Annotated in this window: 19 protein-coding genes; 3 read left to right on the top strand and 16 right to left on the bottom strand. The window is 64.9% G+C overall.

Going from position 1 to position 15,485, the window contains the following annotated elements:
* Window positions 1-57: 57 nt before the first annotated feature.
* From fusA to G570_RS05075, 4 genes are all read right to left on the bottom strand, one after another.
* A complete protein-coding gene (gene fusA / locus G570_RS05090; RefSeq protein ID WP_037499781.1) occupies window positions 58-2,151 on the bottom strand; it encodes an elongation factor G in 2,094 nt (697 codons plus the stop codon).
* 69 nt (window positions 2,152-2,220) lie between these two features.
* Entirely contained in the window at window positions 2,221-2,691 is a 471-nt protein-coding gene (gene rpsG / locus G570_RS05085; RefSeq protein WP_037499779.1) for a 30S ribosomal protein S7, read from the bottom strand.
* A 62-nt stretch (window positions 2,692-2,753) separates the two neighbouring features.
* Complete coding sequence (rpsL, locus tag G570_RS05080) at window positions 2,754-3,125, bottom strand: 30S ribosomal protein S12 (RefSeq protein WP_037499777.1); 372 nt, start codon at window positions 3,123-3,125, stop codon at window positions 2,754-2,756.
* Between the two features lie 242 nt (window positions 3,126-3,367).
* Window positions 3,368-4,303, bottom strand: coding sequence for a hypothetical protein (locus G570_RS05075; protein WP_037499775.1), 936 nt, complete (start codon window positions 4,301-4,303; stop codon window positions 3,368-3,370).
* Between the two features lie 109 nt (window positions 4,304-4,412).
* Between G570_RS05075 and G570_RS05070 the strand changes: the two genes are divergently transcribed.
* Window positions 4,413-4,661 carry a hypothetical protein gene (locus G570_RS05070; RefSeq protein WP_037499773.1) on the top strand — a complete coding sequence of 83 codons (249 nt, stop codon included), beginning with the start codon at window positions 4,413-4,415 and terminating at the stop codon, window positions 4,659-4,661.
* A 12-nt stretch (window positions 4,662-4,673) separates the two neighbouring features.
* On the opposite strand, the gene G570_RS05065 is transcribed toward G570_RS05070, so the two are convergent.
* The 9 genes from G570_RS05065 to G570_RS05025 all read right to left on the bottom strand — a co-directional run bounded on the left by G570_RS05065 (window position 4,674) and on the right by G570_RS05025 (window position 13,005).
* Complete coding sequence (locus tag G570_RS05065) at window positions 4,674-5,960, bottom strand: Xaa-Pro dipeptidase (RefSeq protein WP_037499771.1); 1,287 nt, start codon at window positions 5,958-5,960, stop codon at window positions 4,674-4,676.
* Window positions 5,957-6,691, bottom strand: a complete 735-nt coding sequence (locus tag G570_RS05060; protein WP_037499770.1) for a sulfotransferase-like domain-containing protein — start codon at window positions 6,689-6,691, stop codon at window positions 5,957-5,959. The genes G570_RS05065 and G570_RS05060 overlap by 4 nt, the downstream gene beginning before the upstream one ends.
* Window positions 6,688-7,620 carry an aminotransferase class IV gene (locus G570_RS05055; protein WP_037499769.1) on the bottom strand — a complete coding sequence of 311 codons (933 nt, stop codon included), beginning with the start codon at window positions 7,618-7,620 and terminating at the stop codon, window positions 6,688-6,690. The genes G570_RS05060 and G570_RS05055 overlap by 4 nt, the downstream gene beginning before the upstream one ends.
* A gap of 35 nt (window positions 7,621-7,655) precedes the next feature.
* Entirely contained in the window at window positions 7,656-8,582 is a 927-nt protein-coding gene (locus G570_RS05050) for a cation diffusion facilitator family transporter (protein ID WP_037499767.1), read from the bottom strand.
* Between the two features lie 40 nt (window positions 8,583-8,622).
* Window positions 8,623-9,360, bottom strand: coding sequence for a hypothetical protein (locus G570_RS13135; RefSeq protein WP_156930328.1), 738 nt, complete (start codon window positions 9,358-9,360; stop codon window positions 8,623-8,625).
* 94 nt (window positions 9,361-9,454) lie between these two features.
* Window positions 9,455-10,870 (bottom strand): dihydrolipoyl dehydrogenase, encoded by a 1,416-nt coding sequence (gene lpdA, locus G570_RS05040; protein WP_037499765.1) that lies wholly within the window; start codon window positions 10,868-10,870, stop codon window positions 9,455-9,457.
* A complete protein-coding gene (locus G570_RS05035) occupies window positions 10,863-11,249 on the bottom strand; it encodes an acyl-CoA thioesterase (RefSeq protein WP_037499763.1) in 387 nt (128 codons plus the stop codon). Before G570_RS05035 ends, lpdA begins: the two co-directional genes overlap by 8 nt.
* The gene (locus G570_RS05030; protein ID WP_156930327.1) at window positions 11,249-11,731 is read right to left on the bottom strand and encodes a hypothetical protein; all 483 of its coding nucleotides are present in this window, start codon (window positions 11,729-11,731) and stop codon (window positions 11,249-11,251) included. Before G570_RS05030 ends, G570_RS05035 begins: the two co-directional genes overlap by 1 nt.
* Complete coding sequence (locus G570_RS05025) at window positions 11,701-13,005, bottom strand: pyruvate dehydrogenase complex dihydrolipoamide acetyltransferase (RefSeq protein WP_037499759.1); 1,305 nt, start codon at window positions 13,003-13,005, stop codon at window positions 11,701-11,703. The genes G570_RS05030 and G570_RS05025 overlap by 31 nt, the downstream gene beginning before the upstream one ends.
* Window positions 13,006-13,135: 130 nt before the next feature.
* Here G570_RS05025 and G570_RS05020 point away from each other — a divergent pair, with 130 nt between their 5' ends.
* Window positions 13,136-13,594 carry a universal stress protein gene (locus G570_RS05020; protein ID WP_037503854.1) on the top strand — a complete coding sequence of 153 codons (459 nt, stop codon included), beginning with the start codon at window positions 13,136-13,138 and terminating at the stop codon, window positions 13,592-13,594.
* Window positions 13,595-13,613: 19 nt separating this feature from the next.
* On the top strand, window positions 13,614-13,877 hold the full coding sequence (locus G570_RS05015) for a hypothetical protein (protein WP_037499757.1): 264 nt from the start codon (window positions 13,614-13,616) through the stop codon (window positions 13,875-13,877).
* Here the strand turns inward: G570_RS05015 and G570_RS05010 are convergent.
* Genes G570_RS05010 through G570_RS05000 form a run of 3 tightly spaced genes read right to left on the bottom strand, consistent with a single transcriptional unit; the run spans window position 13,874 to window position 15,395 of the window.
* The gene (locus G570_RS05010) at window positions 13,874-14,353 is read right to left on the bottom strand and encodes a GAF domain-containing protein (protein WP_037499756.1); all 480 of its coding nucleotides are present in this window, start codon (window positions 14,351-14,353) and stop codon (window positions 13,874-13,876) included. The genes G570_RS05015 and G570_RS05010 overlap by 4 nt on opposite strands.
* On the bottom strand, window positions 14,354-14,755 hold the full coding sequence (gene arfB / locus G570_RS05005) for an alternative ribosome rescue aminoacyl-tRNA hydrolase ArfB (RefSeq protein ID WP_037499754.1): 402 nt from the start codon (window positions 14,753-14,755) through the stop codon (window positions 14,354-14,356).
* The gene (locus G570_RS05000; protein WP_037503853.1) at window positions 14,745-15,395 is read right to left on the bottom strand and encodes an RluA family pseudouridine synthase; all 651 of its coding nucleotides are present in this window, start codon (window positions 15,393-15,395) and stop codon (window positions 14,745-14,747) included. The genes arfB and G570_RS05000 overlap by 11 nt, the downstream gene beginning before the upstream one ends.
* Between the last annotated feature and the right edge of the window lie 90 nt (window positions 15,396-15,485).

The raw sequence follows: 15,485 nt of genomic DNA, 5'->3' as shown, positions 1-15,485 counted from the left end.
TTGATTCTCGGGCTTGCGTCCGCCCTCGCGGACGCGCCCTTAGCCTTGTTTTTCCGGTTACGCCAGCTTCGCCTTCACTTCGTCAGCGACGTTCTGCGGCACTTCTTCATAGTGCGAGAACTGCATGGTGTACTGCGCGCGGCCCTGGGTGAACGAGCGCAGCTGGTTCACATAGCCGAACATGTTCGCCAGCGGGACCATGGCTTCGACGACCTGTGCATTACCACGGCTGTCGGTACCCTGGATCTGGCCACGGCGGCTGTTCAGGTCGCCGATAACGTCGCCCATGAATTCTTCAGGGGTGACGACTTCCACCTTCATCACCGGCTCGAGCAGCTTGATACCGGCCTTCTGGGCCGCTTCGCGCATCGCGCCGCGACCGGCGATTTCGAACGCCAGCGCCGACGAGTCGACGTCGTGGTACTTACCGTCGAGCAGGCGGATGTCGAAGTCGATGATCGGGAAGCCGATCAGCGAGCCGGTTTCGGCGGTTTCGCGCATGCCCTTTTCGACCGACGGGATATATTCGCGCGGAATGTTGCCGCCCTTGATCTCGTCGATGAAGTTGATGCCGCTGCCGCGTTCGCCAGGAGCGACCGCAATCTTGACTTCACCGAACTGACCCGAACCACCCGACTGCTTCTTGTGGGTGTAGGTCAGCTCGACCGGCTTCGCCAGCGATTCACGGTAGGCCACCTGCGGCGCACCGACGTTCGCTTCCACCTTGAACTCGCGCTTCATGCGATCGACGAGAATGTCGAGGTGCAGTTCGCCCATGCCCTTGATGATGGTCTGGCCCGATTCATGATCGGTCGACACGCGGAACGAGGGATCTTCGGCAGCCAGGCGGTTGAGCGCGATGCCCATGCGTTCCTGGTCGGCCTTGGTCTTCGGTTCCACCGACAATTCGATAACCGGATCCGGGAATTCCATGCGTTCCAGGATGATCGGGGCCTTTTCGGCGCACAGCGTGTCGCCGGTCGTGGTTTCCTTGAGGCCCGCGATGGCGACGATGTCGCCGGCCGAGGCTTCTTCGATGTCTTCACGGCTGTTCGCATGCATAAGGAGCATACGGCCGATCTTTTCCTTCTTGTCCTTGACCGAGTTCAGGACCGAGCCCTTGCTGAGCTTGCCCGAATAGATGCGGCAGAAGGTGAGCGAGCCGACGAACGGGTCGTTCATGATCTTGAAGGCCAGCGCCGCGAAGGGCTCGTCGTCGCTCGACGGACGGCTGTCTTCCTTGTCGGTGCCGGGGATGACGCCCTTGATCGGCGGAATGTCGAGCGGGCTCGGCATGTAATCGACGACGGCGTCGAGCAGCGGCTGGACGCCCTTGTTCTTGAACGCCGAACCGCAGGTGACCGGAACGAACGCCTGGGCGAGCGTGCCCTTGCGGATCAGCTTCTTGATCGTCGCGACGTCGGGCTCCTGGCCTTCGAGGTACGCGGTCATGACATCGTCGTCCTGTTCGACGGCGAGTTCGATCAGCTTTTCGCGATATTCGGCGGCCTTGTCGGCCATGTCCGCGGGGATGTCGACATAGTCGAACTTCGCGCCCAGGCTTTCGTCCTGCCACACGATGCCGCGGTTGTTGACGAGGTCGACGACGCCCTTGAGGTCGCTTTCCGCGCCGATCGGGAGGTACATGACGAGCGGGGTCGCGCCGAGGCGGTCGATGATCGACTGGACGCAGTAATAGAAGTCGGCGCCGGTGCGGTCGAGCTTGTTGATGAAGCACATCCGCGGAACGCCATACTTGTCGGCCTGGCGCCACACGGTCTCCGACTGCGGCTCAACGCCGGCAACGCCGTCGAACACCGCAACCGCACCGTCGAGCACGCGCAACGAGCGTTCGACTTCGATGGTGAAGTCGACGTGGCCGGGGGTGTCGATGATGTTGATCCGGTGTTCCGGACCCTTGCCGTCTTCGGCCTGCCAGAACGTGGTCGTCGCGGCCGACGTGATGGTGATGCCGCGCTCCTGCTCCTGCTCCATCCAGTCCATGGTGGCCGAGCCTTCGTGGACTTCGCCGATCTTGTACGACTTACCGGTGTAATAAAGAATACGCTCGGTGGTCGTGGTCTTGCCGGCGTCGATGTGCGCCATGATACCGATGTTGCGGTAACGTTCGAGCGGATGGCTGCGGGCCATGTCAGGAGCTTCCTTAAGTCTGTAGGAGGACCGGCCCAGTGCCGATCCCCCTGAATATAGTGACGTTTTTTACCAGCGGTAGTGCGAGAAGGCGCGGTTCGCTTCCGCCATGCGGTGCGTGTCTTCGCGCTTCTTCACCGCGTTGCCGCGGTTCTGCGAGGCGTCCATCAGTTCGCCCGACAGACGGCCGGCCATGGTCTTTTCGCTGCGAGCGCGAGCGGCCGAGATCAGCCAGCGGATGGCCAGCGCCTGGGCGCGGACGTCGCGGACTTCGACCGGGACCTGGTAGGTCGCACCGCCGACGCGGCGGCTGCGGACTTCGATACCCGGCTTCACGTTGGCGAGCGCTTCGTGGAACACCGCGAGCGGGTCCTTCTTCAGGCGCGCTTCGACATTGTCGAGGGCGGTGTAGACGATCGATTCCGCGACCGACTTCTTACCGTCGAGCATGATGTTGTTCATGAACTTCGACAGGACGATATCGCCGAACTTGGGATCCGGCAGGATGACGCGCTTTTCTGGGCGACGACGACGGGACATATTCTATTCCTTTCAGAGCGGCGCGCTTCGCGTGTTCTCGCGGCGCGACCGACGAAACCAGCTTACTTCGGACGCTTGGCGCCGTACTTCGAACGGGACTGCTTGCGGTCCTTCACGCCCTGCGTGTCGAGGACGCCGCGCAGCACGTGGTAACGCACGCCCGGAAGGTCGCGCACACGGCCGCCGCGGATGAGCACAACCGAGTGCTCCTGCAGGTTGTGGCCTTCACCCGGAATGTACGAAATGACTTCGCGCTGGTTGGTCAGGCGGACCTTGGCAACCTTGCGAAGCGCCGAGTTCGGCTTCTTCGGGGTGGTGGTGTAAACGCGAGTGCAAACGCCGCGCTTTTGCGGGTTCTGTTCCATCGCAGGGACCTTCGACTTGGCCTTCTGCGGGTCGCGACCCTTGCGGATCAGCTGGTTAATCGTCGGCATGAAGCCTTCACCTTTCCTTGCCGGGAAGCCCCCGGCGGTTACTTTTGCCCAAGGCAAAAGCGCGAAATCCGGACGACCCTTGGGTCACCGGCCTTCGCGTTCGCCTGAGCAATGTTCAGCTCTTGTCCGGCACGAGGCGAGAATCGCTGCCGTCTCGGACGAGCGGCCCCTTACGGGTTGGCGCGCCTTGCGTCAACTTTTCCGCGACCCCTATTCGGGCTGCAGCCGATCCTGACAGGCCGCTACTGTCCGTCAGCCTGCGGCTGGTCCCTTTCACGCCAGAAGGCCGCGCGCGTCGCATCGCCGATGGCCCCGCTCTGTGCCGATTCCGGCAGGCGGTAGAGGCCATTGAGATAGGCCCGGTCGAAGGTCGTCAGCCCGGGCGGCGGCGCATCGTCGGCGAACAGCGACAGGATCGTGTCCACCGACCCGGCCGGGGCTTCGTCGAGGTCGCGGATCGAGGCGAAAATCCGCATCGACGCATAGTCGGCCAGCTGCTGCACGGTCTTGCCAGGCACGACGCGATTGTCGATGAGGACGATGGAGCCCGAAAGCTCGATGCGGATCGCCTGCCCCTGCCGCGTCGCCCGATAACCGGTGTTGACCTTGAATTCTCGCATCGCGTCGTCGCGTCCGACACCCATCGCCCGTCCGTTTTCGCCGACTTCTTCCGTGATATGCCACGCTTGGACCGCGCCGCTGCCAAGCCCGATGCGTTTCTGCTCGTAGCGGTACAGCTGGTCGAACAGCCAGCTATGGCTCCTCTTGAGCTCTCCAAGCGCCGAGCGGCTGTCGCGGGCGAAGCCGACGAAGCTGTTGACGGTGCAGCCCTTGCCGCCGACCTTGATGCCAAGCTGCTGCGCATTGGCATTGACGCGGTCGATGAAGTCGAGTGCGACGTCGCGGCGCAGGCCGTAGACCGCCATGCACAGCTCGCCGTAGAATTTGGCCAGCGGCTTTCCCGCCCGCGGCCGCTCGCCGATCGACTTTGCCATTTCCTTGACCTGACGGTCGATGGTCTGGCGTTTGCCCTCGACGGTGATCGCGTTGGACGAATCGGGCTCCGGATCGGCCTGGGCATAAGCCGGCATCGCCAGGCAGATCGCCAGCGGCGCGATGGAAAGAGATGCCCGGTTCCGCATGGTCGCCAGTATATACCGTACCGCGATGCGGGTCATCCGCCGCAATGCCGATGGCGGTGTGATTTCGACGAACGACCGGCTCTGCTCGCAACCAGAACAATCGTCAGCTATAGTCGCATCACCCTGACTGCGAAGGAGCTGGCACATGCGCTGGAATATCGTCCTTGCCGCAACCCTGATCGTGGCGACCGCGGCCGCTGCGTCGAAACCCGCCCCGACGACTGACGCGGGGGCGCCCCCGGCGAGCGAGCAGGCGCTCTACTGCCTGAAGGTCGAAGCGGTGACCGGCACCCGGATCGAGCGCGTACAATGCCACACGCGCAAGCAATGGGCCGACTGGGACGTCGACGTCGACCGCGAATGGGCCAAGGAAGGCGTGCGCGTCATCGCCTGACGCGCTGCGCCGTTAGCGCGCCTTGTCGACCAGCGCGCCGCCCTTCACTACCGCGTCCGGTTTTTCGAGCAGGCGGACGTTGGCGGTCGGATCGCCGGTCACCGCGACGAGGTCGCCATACCGTCCCACGGCGATGACGCCGACATCGTCGCGGCCCAGGGCTTCGGCGGCATTGCGGGTCGCGGCCTGGATCGCCTGCAGCGGCGTCATCCCATATTCGACCATCGTCGCGAACTGCTGCCCCACCATCCAGTGCGGCATCACCCCCGCGTCCGACCCGAACACCATGCGCACGCCCGCCCTCGTCGCCTTGCGGAAATTGTCGCGCTGGATTTGCCCGATCTCGCGGTCCTTGCGGATATTCTCCTCAAGCTCGCCGTTCTTCCTGCCCTCGGCCTGGGTGTAGTCGGTGTTCTTGATATCCATCGAAAACCAGACCGGGCGCTTGCGCGCCAGCGCCATGCGGATGCCTTCGTCGTCGACCAGGCTGGCATGTTCGATCGTGTCGATACCGCCTTCGATCGCGGCGCGGATGCCGCTGGCGCCATGGGCGTGGGCCGCGACGCGCAGCCCCTGCATATGGGCTTCATCGGCGATCGCCTTAAGCTCTTCGACCGTCAGCTGCTGCTGGCCCGGCGTGTCGCCGCGCGAAAAGACGCCGCCGGTGGCGCAGACCTTGATCACCTCCGCCCCGAACTTGCGCTGGCGGCGAACCTGATATTTCAGCTCTTCGGGGCTGTCGCCGATCCCTTCTTCCTTGCCCTTTTTCTGCAGGCTGGGCGGCAGATAGGTGTCGTCGCAATGCCCGCCGGTCGCGCCCAGCGCATGGCCAGCCGGGACGATGCGCGGACCGACCGCATAGCCGTTGTCGATCGCCTGCTTCAGCCCGACGTCCTCCCAATCGCTCGACCCCACCACGCGGATGGTGGTGAACCCGCCGTCAAGCATCTGGCGTGCCGTGCCCACCGCCGCGATCGGCCAGAAGCTGTCGGTATATTCGAGGAAGCGATAGCCGCCGATGTCGGCCGGCCCAAGGTGCGTGTGCATGTCGATCAGGCCGGGGACGAGCGTCTTGCCGCCAAGGTCGATCTGCCGGACGTCGGCGCCCCACCGGACGGTCCGCGCATCGGCGATCGAGGTGATGTGTCCATCGTCGCCGATGAAGATCGCCGGATGCTCGACATATTTTCCGGTCTGGACGTCGAGGTAGCGGTCCGCGGTGACCACCACCTTTTCCGCCATCGCCGGCGCGGCAAGGGCGATCGCCGACACGGCGGCAACAAGCAGGCGAGCGGTCATGCGGTTCTCCTCAGGGCAAATCGGGACAGATGTTCATAGTCGGCGCGGCAGGCATCGGCCACTGCCTTGGCTTCGTCATCGAGGTCGACCGGCCGCTCGTCGGGCGGGCCGAAACCGGTCGATGCGATCACCGAATCGTACCAGTGCGTCGCCCAGATGCCGTCGCTCGGCCGGTATCCCGGCTCCCAGCGCAGCATGGCGCGGTCGAACGGGATGCCGAGTGCCTCGCACAAGCGCGACAGCGTGCCTTCCGGATCGCGCAGCACATCGGCGCTGTCGATCACCGGCGGTGCCTTGCCCAGCCGGTCGGCCTCGCGCTCGAAATAGTCGACCTGGCGCGCGGTGCCGAGGTGGTCGGGCCGCACCTTCACCCGCTTGGCAGCGTAGCTGGCGACGACCCGCGCTGGATCGCGGATCAGGAAGGAGTTGGTCAGTCCGGGCATGTCGCCAAGGCCCACCGGGCCTTCCATATGATGCGCCATATGCTTCTGGTACCAGATCGGCGCATCGCCCGGCGGTGGGCCAGCCATCGCCTCGGCCACCGACCGCCAGTCGGTATCCATCGAGGCCATCACCTCGTCGGCCATCGGCTGGGGGTCGCCGGTGGTGCGGAGGTACGCGCCGTAGAAGGGCTCGTCGCTGACCACCGTGTCGGCGCGGCTTCCGAAGCTGCGCATCATCGCGGTCGACAGGTTGCGCGGCCCGGACCACATGGCGATGCGGATGGTCAAGGGCGGTCGGCTTCCGCCACGTCGCGCTCCAGCCGCGCCAGATAGAGCTGCTGCAACCGCTCGACCATCGGCCCGCGCGTCGAAGAGATCAGGCGTCCGTCGATCGTGCCAACCGGCGCCACCCCGGCAAAGGTGCCCGTCGTGAACGCTTCGTCCGCACCATAGACGTCGGTCAGGCTGAAGTTGCGCTCGAACACCGGGATGCCCGCCTCGCGCGCAATCTCGATCACCATCCCGCGGGTGATCCCGTCGAGGCAGTAATCGCCGCTCGACGTCCAGATTTCGCCGCCGCGGACGATGAAGAAATGCGCCGAATTGCAGGTCGCGACGAAACCGTGCGGGTCGAGCATCAACGCCTCGTCCGCCCCCGCCTCCGCCGCCTGGATGCAGGCGGTGATGCAGTTGAGCTTCGAATGCGAATTGAGCTTGGGGTCCTGCACATCGGGATAGCCGCGGCGGACGTGGACGGTAAACAGCTTCAGCAGGCGCGTCGCCGTTTCTGGCGTCGGCGCCTTCCATTCGGGGATGATGACGATGGTCGCCGGCGAGATCACCACGCGCGGGTCCTGGTAAGGGGTCGAACGAATCCCGCGCGTCACCATCAGGCGAATGTGAACCCCGTCGCCATCCATCTTGTTGGCATCGAGCACGGCATAGAGTCGCCGCACCATTTCCTTGCGTGTGATCCCGACATCCATCGCGATCGCCTTGGCCCCGCGCCACAGCCGGTCGAGATGTCGATCGAGGAAGGCGATCTTGCCGCGATGAACGCGCACCCCTTCCCACACCCCGTCCCCCAGCATGAAACCGCTGTCGAACACGCTGACCGTCGCCTGCGGGCGCGGCACGTGCGTTCCATTGATGTCGATCAGCACATCCGCGTTGCGCGGGTCCGGGACGAAATGGTGGGTGCCGGTGGCGTGGGTCACGACCCGACGCTAGCGCGCCGCCGCGCGAAGTCTAGCTATTCGTCGAGGCCGTGCGGGTGGCCGCGGGGGCGGAGGTACAGGCGCTTGATCAACGGGAAGCGGTTCGCCGCCTCGCGCTCGATCGACCAGACCAGTTGTTCGACGTCGCGCGCCGACTGGCCGTCGTCGAAATCGACCGACACCATCGCGGTCACTTGGTCGGGCGAAGAGTGGACGGTCAGCACTTCGCCGACCGCGGTAACGCCGGGCCGCTGCTCGATCATCTCGCGCAGCGCATCGACCATCTCCGGGTCCGCCGCCTCGCCGATCAGCAGCGCCTTCGATTCATAGGCCAGCAGGAAAGCAGTGACGCCCAGGATCAGGCCGATGACGACCGACGCCGCGCCGTCGAAGCGCGGATCGCCGGTGACGAGGGAAATGCCGAGCCCGATCGCCGCGACGACGATGCCGAACATCGCCGCGCCATTTTCGAGCAGGACGATGAAGCCGGGCGGGTCCTTCGAACGCTGTACCGCCTGGAGCCAGCCGAGTTGTCCCTTGGCAGCGCGAAAATCCTTGAACGCGCTGACCGTCGACCCGCCTTCGAGCAGGAAGGCGATGCCGAGCACCCCGAACGCGATGATCGGCGACACTGCGGGTTCGGGGTTCGAAATATGCACGATGCCTTCGTAGACCGAGACGCCGGCGCCGAGCGCGAACACCAGCACGGCGACGACGAAGCTCCAGAAATAAAGTTCGCGGCCATAGCCGAAGGGGTGGAGCTTGTCGGGCGGGCGGCGCGATGCCTTTCGCCCCCAAAGCAGCAGCAGTTGGTTAGACGAATCGACGACGCTGTGGACGCCCTCGGTCAGCATTGCCGAGGATCCGGTAATCGCCGCCGCGACGAACTTCGACACGGCAATGCCAAGATTCGCCGCGAAGGCGATCCAAAGGGTTCGGTTGTCGTGTCCTTGCTGGCTCATCCCCGCCAATGCCTAGCGGCATCGGCGGGGCTGTCCAGCGTCAACCGCCGAACGGCAGCGCGTCGGGGATTTCGTAATATTCATACTGGCCAATGCGGATGACGCTGGTGTCGCCCTGCCGCGTGACACGGATCGCCACCGACGCGTCGCTCGATACGGCGCGACCGTCGCGGAAGTTGATGGTTCGTTCACCGCCATCCGGCGTGTCGAGATGGACCGTGGCCGAACCCGGACGGCGGATCACCCCCGCCTTGCATTGGCCCATCGCGGCGCCGGCAGAAGCCCGACAGCGGATGATCGACGTCGCGTGATAGGGCGTGCCTGCGACCAAGGCGTCGGCGGGATGATGGGCCGGAGCGGTCGGGTGCGCCGCCGCGCCGCCGGTAGCACGGATCGACAGACGATAGGCCGCGATCGCGCCGCGACGTTCGTCGGCCCGCATCTGATAAACGCGAACCGTGTATCCGCCGCTCATGCGGGTTCGGATTTCAAAATTCGAACCGCTGGTCGACCCGACAAAGACAGCCACATCGCCCGCACCAGGCTCAATGACGTTGAAATAGGGAGCGCCGCGGACAGTCGCCATATTGACGCTGAGCATCTGGCCAGCGCGAAGATTGACTCGATAATCCTTGAACTGCCGACCGACGATGCGGTCGGTCACGACGGTGCCGGTTTGTCCCGCCGGAAAGCGGACTGGCACCACCGCCTGCGCCCACAAAGGTGCGGACAGCGGGATCATCAAGGCTGCGGCAAACGCTAGTCGAACTCGGTTCATGCGATCCTCCCTCGAACGATGGCCATTCCTCTACAACGGAAAGGCCGAGGATCGGACTATTCGCACAGAAACTTCATTAATCAACAGGTTAACATCAAATGTGCAGTGCGCGTCCGTAGGCGCCCAGCACGCTTTCGTGCATCATTTCGCTCAATGTCGGGTGCGGGAAAACGGTCTGCATGAAGTCCTGCTCGACCAGCTCGGCCTGCTTTCCGATGGTGTAGCCCTGGATCAGCTCGGTGACTTCCGCGCCGACCATGTGCGCGCCCAGAAGCTCGCCGGTCTTGGCGTCGAACACCGTCTTGATGAAGCCTTCGGCCTCGCCCAGCGCGATCGCCTTGCCGTTGCCAATAAAGGGGAAGGTGCCAGCCTTGACGGAGTATCCCGCTTCTTTGGCCTTGGCCTCGGTCAGGCCGACGCTGGCGACCTGCGGGTGGCAGTAGGTGCAGCCCGGGATATTCGACTTGTCCATCGCGTGGGGATGGACATCCTTGTTGCCGAGCGCCTGCGCGATCGCTTCGGCCGCGATGACGCCTTCGTGGCTCGCCTTGTGCGCCAGCCACGGGCCGGGGGTCACGTCGCCGATCGCCCAGATGCCGGGCACGTTGGTGCGCATCAGGCCGTCGGTGGCGATGATCCCGCGCTCCATTTTCACGCCGAGCGGTTCCAGCCCGATATTTTCGGTGTTGGGGACGATGCCGATGGCGACGATGGCATGGCTGAACTTCTGCTCGGCAATCTTGCCATCCTTGCCTTTGATCTTGGCGGTGACGCCCTTGGCATCGCTCGTCAGCCCTTCGATCCCGGCACCGGTCATGATCGTCAGGCCCTGCTTGGTCAGCGACTTTTCGAGGAAGGCCGAGACATCGGCGTCCTCGACCGGCACGATGCGGTCCATCATTTCGACCACGGTCACCTTGGCGCCCATGTCGTTGTAGAAGGAGGCGAACTCGATCCCGATCGCGCCCGACCCGATGACCAGCAATTCGGTCGGCATTTCGGCCGGCACCATGGCATGGCGATAGGTCCAGATGCGCTTGCCGTCGGCAGGCGCGAACGGCAGGTCGCGGGCCCGCGCGCCGGTGGCGACGATGATATGCTTGGCGGTGAGGCTTTCCTTGCCCTTTTCGCTGGTGACATCGATCTTGCCCGGCGCGGTCAGGAAACCGGTGCCCATGTGCACGGTGATCTTGTTCTTTTTCATCAGGTGCGTGACGCCCTGATTGAGCTGCTTGGCGACGCCGCGGCTGCGCTTCACCACCGCGTCGAGATCGGCCTCGATCTTCTCCGCTTTCAGGCCATAGGCGGCGGCGTGCTTCATGTTGTGGAACACTTCGGCCGAGCGCAGCAACGCCTTGGTCGGGATGCAGCCCCAGTTGAGGCAGATGCCGCCGAGCAGTTCGCGTTCGACGATCGCCACCTTGAGGCCGAGCTGCGCGGCGCGGATCGCCGCGACATAGCCGCCGGGTCCACTGCCGAGGACGATGAGGTCATAGGTTGCGTCAGCCATGGGTCACTTCCTCCGCCGCGATTGCCCGCGGCCTGTCGTTCTGGTCCAGCGCGACGAAGGTGAAGACCCCCGCCGCAATGTCGAATGTCCGCTCGCCGTCGCGCTCGCGCGCTTCGGCCTCGGCCTTGATGGTTATGCTGCTGCGGCCCTGCCGCGCGATATGGGCATAGACCGAGATTTCGTCACCCACCGACGGCGCGCCAGTGAAATTGAGGTCTGTCGCCGCGACGACGACGCATTTGCCCTTGGCGGTGCGCGAGGCGAGCGACCCCGCCGCCAGCGCCATCTGGCTCATCAGCCAGCCGCCGAACACCCCGCCATAGGGGTTGGTGTCGGTCGGCATGGCGGTGACGCGGATCAGGGGGATGCGCTCCGCCATCAGCTGCCCGTGTTCTGGCAGAATGCACGCTTGGTCTTCCAGCGCTTCATCACGATCTTCTCATTCTCGATGAAATAGCCGCGCGCACTGCCAGTCGCCGCCTTGTAGAAAGCGAAAATCGGTTGCTCGCTGCCCTTCGAACAATCCGGGCCCGCCACGCCGACCTCGCCCTTCAGGCGCACCGTCGGTTGGACCGCCAGCAACGCGACCTGGTCGACCGTGCCCTGCGCGACGTTGCCGAGCGGGTCGATCCAAGCCAGCCGGTAGGCCGTGCCCTTTTTCAGCACGACGTAGAATTCATTGTTGTTGTCCATGCCGGTGTTGTCGACGGTCCAGCCGTCGATCACTGCGCCGGGCTTGGAAGGCACCAGCGAACCAGGCTCGAATTCGGCGAGCGAGGCCGTCGAGGAAATGGCCAGCAGCAAGCCGGCCAGACCCGCGATCCGCATCGTCAGGCCACCAGCCCCATCGGGCTTTCGCACAGTTCGCGGAACGCCTTCATCAGGCGCGCGCCGTCGGCCCCGTCGATGGCGCGGTGGTCGAAGCTGCCGGTCGCCGACATGATCGACGCGATCTGCAGGCTGTCGTTGACGACGAACGGACGCTTTTCTCCCGCGCCGATGGCCATGATCATCGCCTGCGGCGGATTGATGACCGCTTCGAACTGCTTGATCCCGAACATGCCCATGTTCGACAGGCTGGCGGTCCCGCCCTGATATTCGTGCGGCGCCAGTTTGCCTTCCTTCGCGCGGCCCGCGAGCTCGCCCATTTCGGTCGAAATCTTCGACAGCGTCTTGTCGTTCGCACCGGCGACGATCGGCGTGATGAGGCCGTTGGGAATGCTGACCGCGACCGAAATGTCGGCGCGGCTATATTTGATCAACTGGTCGCCGCCGAAGCTGACGTTGCATTCCGGCACTTCGATCAGCGACAGCGCCAGCGCCTTGATCAGCATGTCGTTGACGCTGAGCTTCACGCCGCGGTTCTTGAGGCCGTCGTTGAGCTCGCCGCGCAGCTTGAGCAGGCGGTCGAGGTTGATGTCGACGGTGAGGTAGATGTGCGGGATCTGCTGCTTCGATTCCGACAGGCGGCGCGCGATCGTCTTGCGCATGTTCGAAAGCTTGACGACTTCGTGCGGGATATCGCCCGGATCGACCGCCGCGACCTGCGGGGTCAGTGCCGGCGCGCTGGCCGCTGCCTGCGGAGCGGCAGCCGCACCGCCAGCCGCCTTGCCACCCGCGGCCGAACCAAGGTCCGCACGCACGATGCGGCCATTGGGCCCGCTGCCGCTCAAAGTCGACAGGTCGATGCCCTGCGCCTCGGCGAGGCGGCGCGCGAGCGGCGACGCCTTGATGCGGTCGCCATCCGACGCCTTGGCCGGCGCAGCCGGCGCCGGCGGCGTTTCGCCACCACCCTTGGCGGGCGGCGCGGGGTCGGCGGCCTTGGCCACTTCAGGCTCGGGCTTCGGTTCGGCCTTAGCTGCAGGTACGGCAGCCGGAGCGCTCGCCGTCTCGCCTTCCTCGCCGATCATCGCAATCGGCGTGCCGACCTTCACCCCGTCGGTGCCTTCGGCGACAAGGATCTTCAGCACGGTTCCTTCGTCGACGGCTTCGAATTCCATCGTCGCCTTGTCGGTCTCGATCTCGGCCAGGATATCGCCCGACGACACGGTGTCGCCTTCCTTGACCAGCCATTTGGCGAGCGTGCCCTCTTCCATCGTCGGCGACAAAGCGGGCATTTTGAGTTCGAGGGCCATGGAGCTTCCAACCTGAATAGAGTCGTCGGTCTCAAAGGCCAAACACCCTTTGCGGTCAAGGCCAAAGCGGGAAATGCTTGCCAGAAAGCGCCGCTTGACGCAGCGTCCGCGGCAAGAGGGGACATTCATCATGGCACGCACCTATCTGGTGGTGATCGACGACAGCCCGGAAGCGCGGGTGGCGCTGCGCTTCGCCGCGCGGCGCGCTTCGAAGACCAGTGGGTCGGTCGAAGTGCTGGCGGTTGTCGAACCGCAGGACTTCGTCCAGTGGGGCGGCGTCCAGGCGGCGATCGAGGAAGAGCAGCGCTTGCGGATCGAAGCGATCGTCGCGGCGTCGGTCGGCGAAATTTTCGACGCTGCCGGCATCATGCCGCAGATCGTCGTCAAGCAGGGCGAGCCTGTGACGGCGGTGCGCGGTTACGTCGGCACGCGCGACGATATCGCGGCGCTGGTGCTGGGTGCCGCACCGTCCGGCAATCCGGGCCCGCTGGTCGACGATTTTACCGGCCATGACGCGGGCAAGCTGCCGTGCCCGGTGATGATCATCCCGGGCGGGCTGAGCGACGACGATCTCGAAAAGCTGAGCTGAGCGATATTCAGGGGGTGGAATGGCCGACACGAATAATATGCCGACCTACAACCAATGTTTCGCCAGCTTGGCGGCTGGGCTCGCCCCATTCTGCGTGCTGGTCGGCATTGCGGGCTTTGCGGGATCGAATACGGTGACGTGGAACGGCCAGTACGTTCACGGCGCGGGCGCATTGCTGGTCGCGGCAGTGTTGAACTTGCTGTTCGCCGCAATTTTCGCTGGCGTGCAAAAGCTAGGGTACTGGATCCTCGGACGAGTGCGACCGCGAGCGCAGAACGGCTAGATCGCCCGCGAAAGGATGGCGGCGAGCTTCTCGCAGCCTTCGGCGTCTTCCTTCGTGAAGCGCGCGGTCTTCGGGCTGTCGAGATCGAGCACCGCCAGCAGCTGGCCATCGCGCACGATCGGCACCACCACTTCGCTGTTGGACGCCGCATCGCAGGCGATGTGTCCGGGGAAGGCGTGGACGTCCTCGACCAACTGGGTCTCGAGGCTCGCCGCCGCTGCGCCGCAGACGCCCTTCCCGAACGGAATTCGGATGCAGGCCGCGCGGCCCTGGAACGGCCCAAGCACCAGCTCGCCACCAACGTTGCGATAGAAGCCGGCCCAGTTGAGGTCGGGCAGCGTTTCCCAGATCAGCGCGGCGGCATTGGCCATGTTGGCGATACCGTCGGGCTCGCCCGCGACCAGCGCTTCGAGCGCGGCGGCCATTTCGTCATACATGGCGGCCTTGTCGCCCGCGTCGATCCTGAAGTCGTACATCTAATCCCAGCTCACTTTCCCGCGCCCGGCCTTCACCGCGCTGCGGCCCTTTTTCGCGTCCACTCGCCGCGCCTTGGCGGCCTTGCTCGGCTTGGTCGGGCGGCGTTTCGCCTGCACCACATGGGCGTCGGCAATCATCTGCGCAAGGCGCGCCCGCGCATCGTCGCGATTGGCCTCCTGCGTGCGATAGCGGCGCGCGGTGATGACCAGTTCGCCGCCGGTCGTCATCTTGTTACCCGCAATGACCTTCAGCTTAGCATAGGCCTGAGGGCTCAGACCCAGCTTGAAAACATCGACGCGCAGCTGGCAGGCGGTCGCGACCTTGTTGACGTTCTGCCCGCCCGGCCCGGTCGCGGCGAGAAACTTCTCGCTCAGCGCGTCTTCCGGAATCTCAAAGCTCACGGGTCCAGTCCGGGAAATGGTCGGGCAACGGCGCTTCGAGGCTCAGCGGATCGCCCTTCACGCGCGGCACCACCAGCCCCGCGGCATGCAGCAGCATCGCCCCGCCCGGATAACCGTAAACCCGGTCGCCCATGATGCCATGGCCCAGCCCTTCGCGCGCATGGACGCGGATCTGATGGGTGCGCCCGGTCAGCGGCTTGAACTCGACCAGCGTCTTGCCCTCGTGCACCTTGATCTTGCGCCAGCGCGTCTGCGCCGGCTTGCCCTTGGAATCGCCGACCATCCGCCACCCGGCCTCGGCGCTCGACACTTTCTCGAGCGGCAGATCGATCAGCCCCTCCTCGCCGTCGACCTCGCCGCCCAGAACCGCGAGGTAGCGCTTCTCGATCGCGCCGCGTTCGAACGCCTGCTGGATTTCCGCCCGCGCCCGCGGGTTGCGCGCGAACAAAAGGCAGCCCGACGTGTCCTGGTCCAGGCGGTGCATCGCGGTCGGCGGCCGCTTGAAGCCTAGCTTCAATTCGTCGATCCGCTCTTCGATGCTGTCGCCGCCGCGCCTGGGCGCGTCGACCGGCAGTCCGGCGGGCTTGTCGATCGCGATGAGGTCGCCGTCGATGTAGATGATGCGGTCTTCAAGCGTCATGTCGCGCCCCATGCGGCCTCTCAGCAGCAAAAGCAAACTGATGCAGCGATGCAACGATTCCGCGCATTTACCAACCTTTACGCAACATTA

This window comes from Sphingomonas jaspsi DSM 18422, assembly GCF_000585415.1.
In the GTDB taxonomy this organism is placed as follows: Bacteria; Pseudomonadota; Alphaproteobacteria; order Sphingomonadales; family Sphingomonadaceae; genus Sphingomicrobium; species Sphingomicrobium jaspsi.
This window is presented reverse-complemented; position numbering and strand designations above follow the sequence as displayed.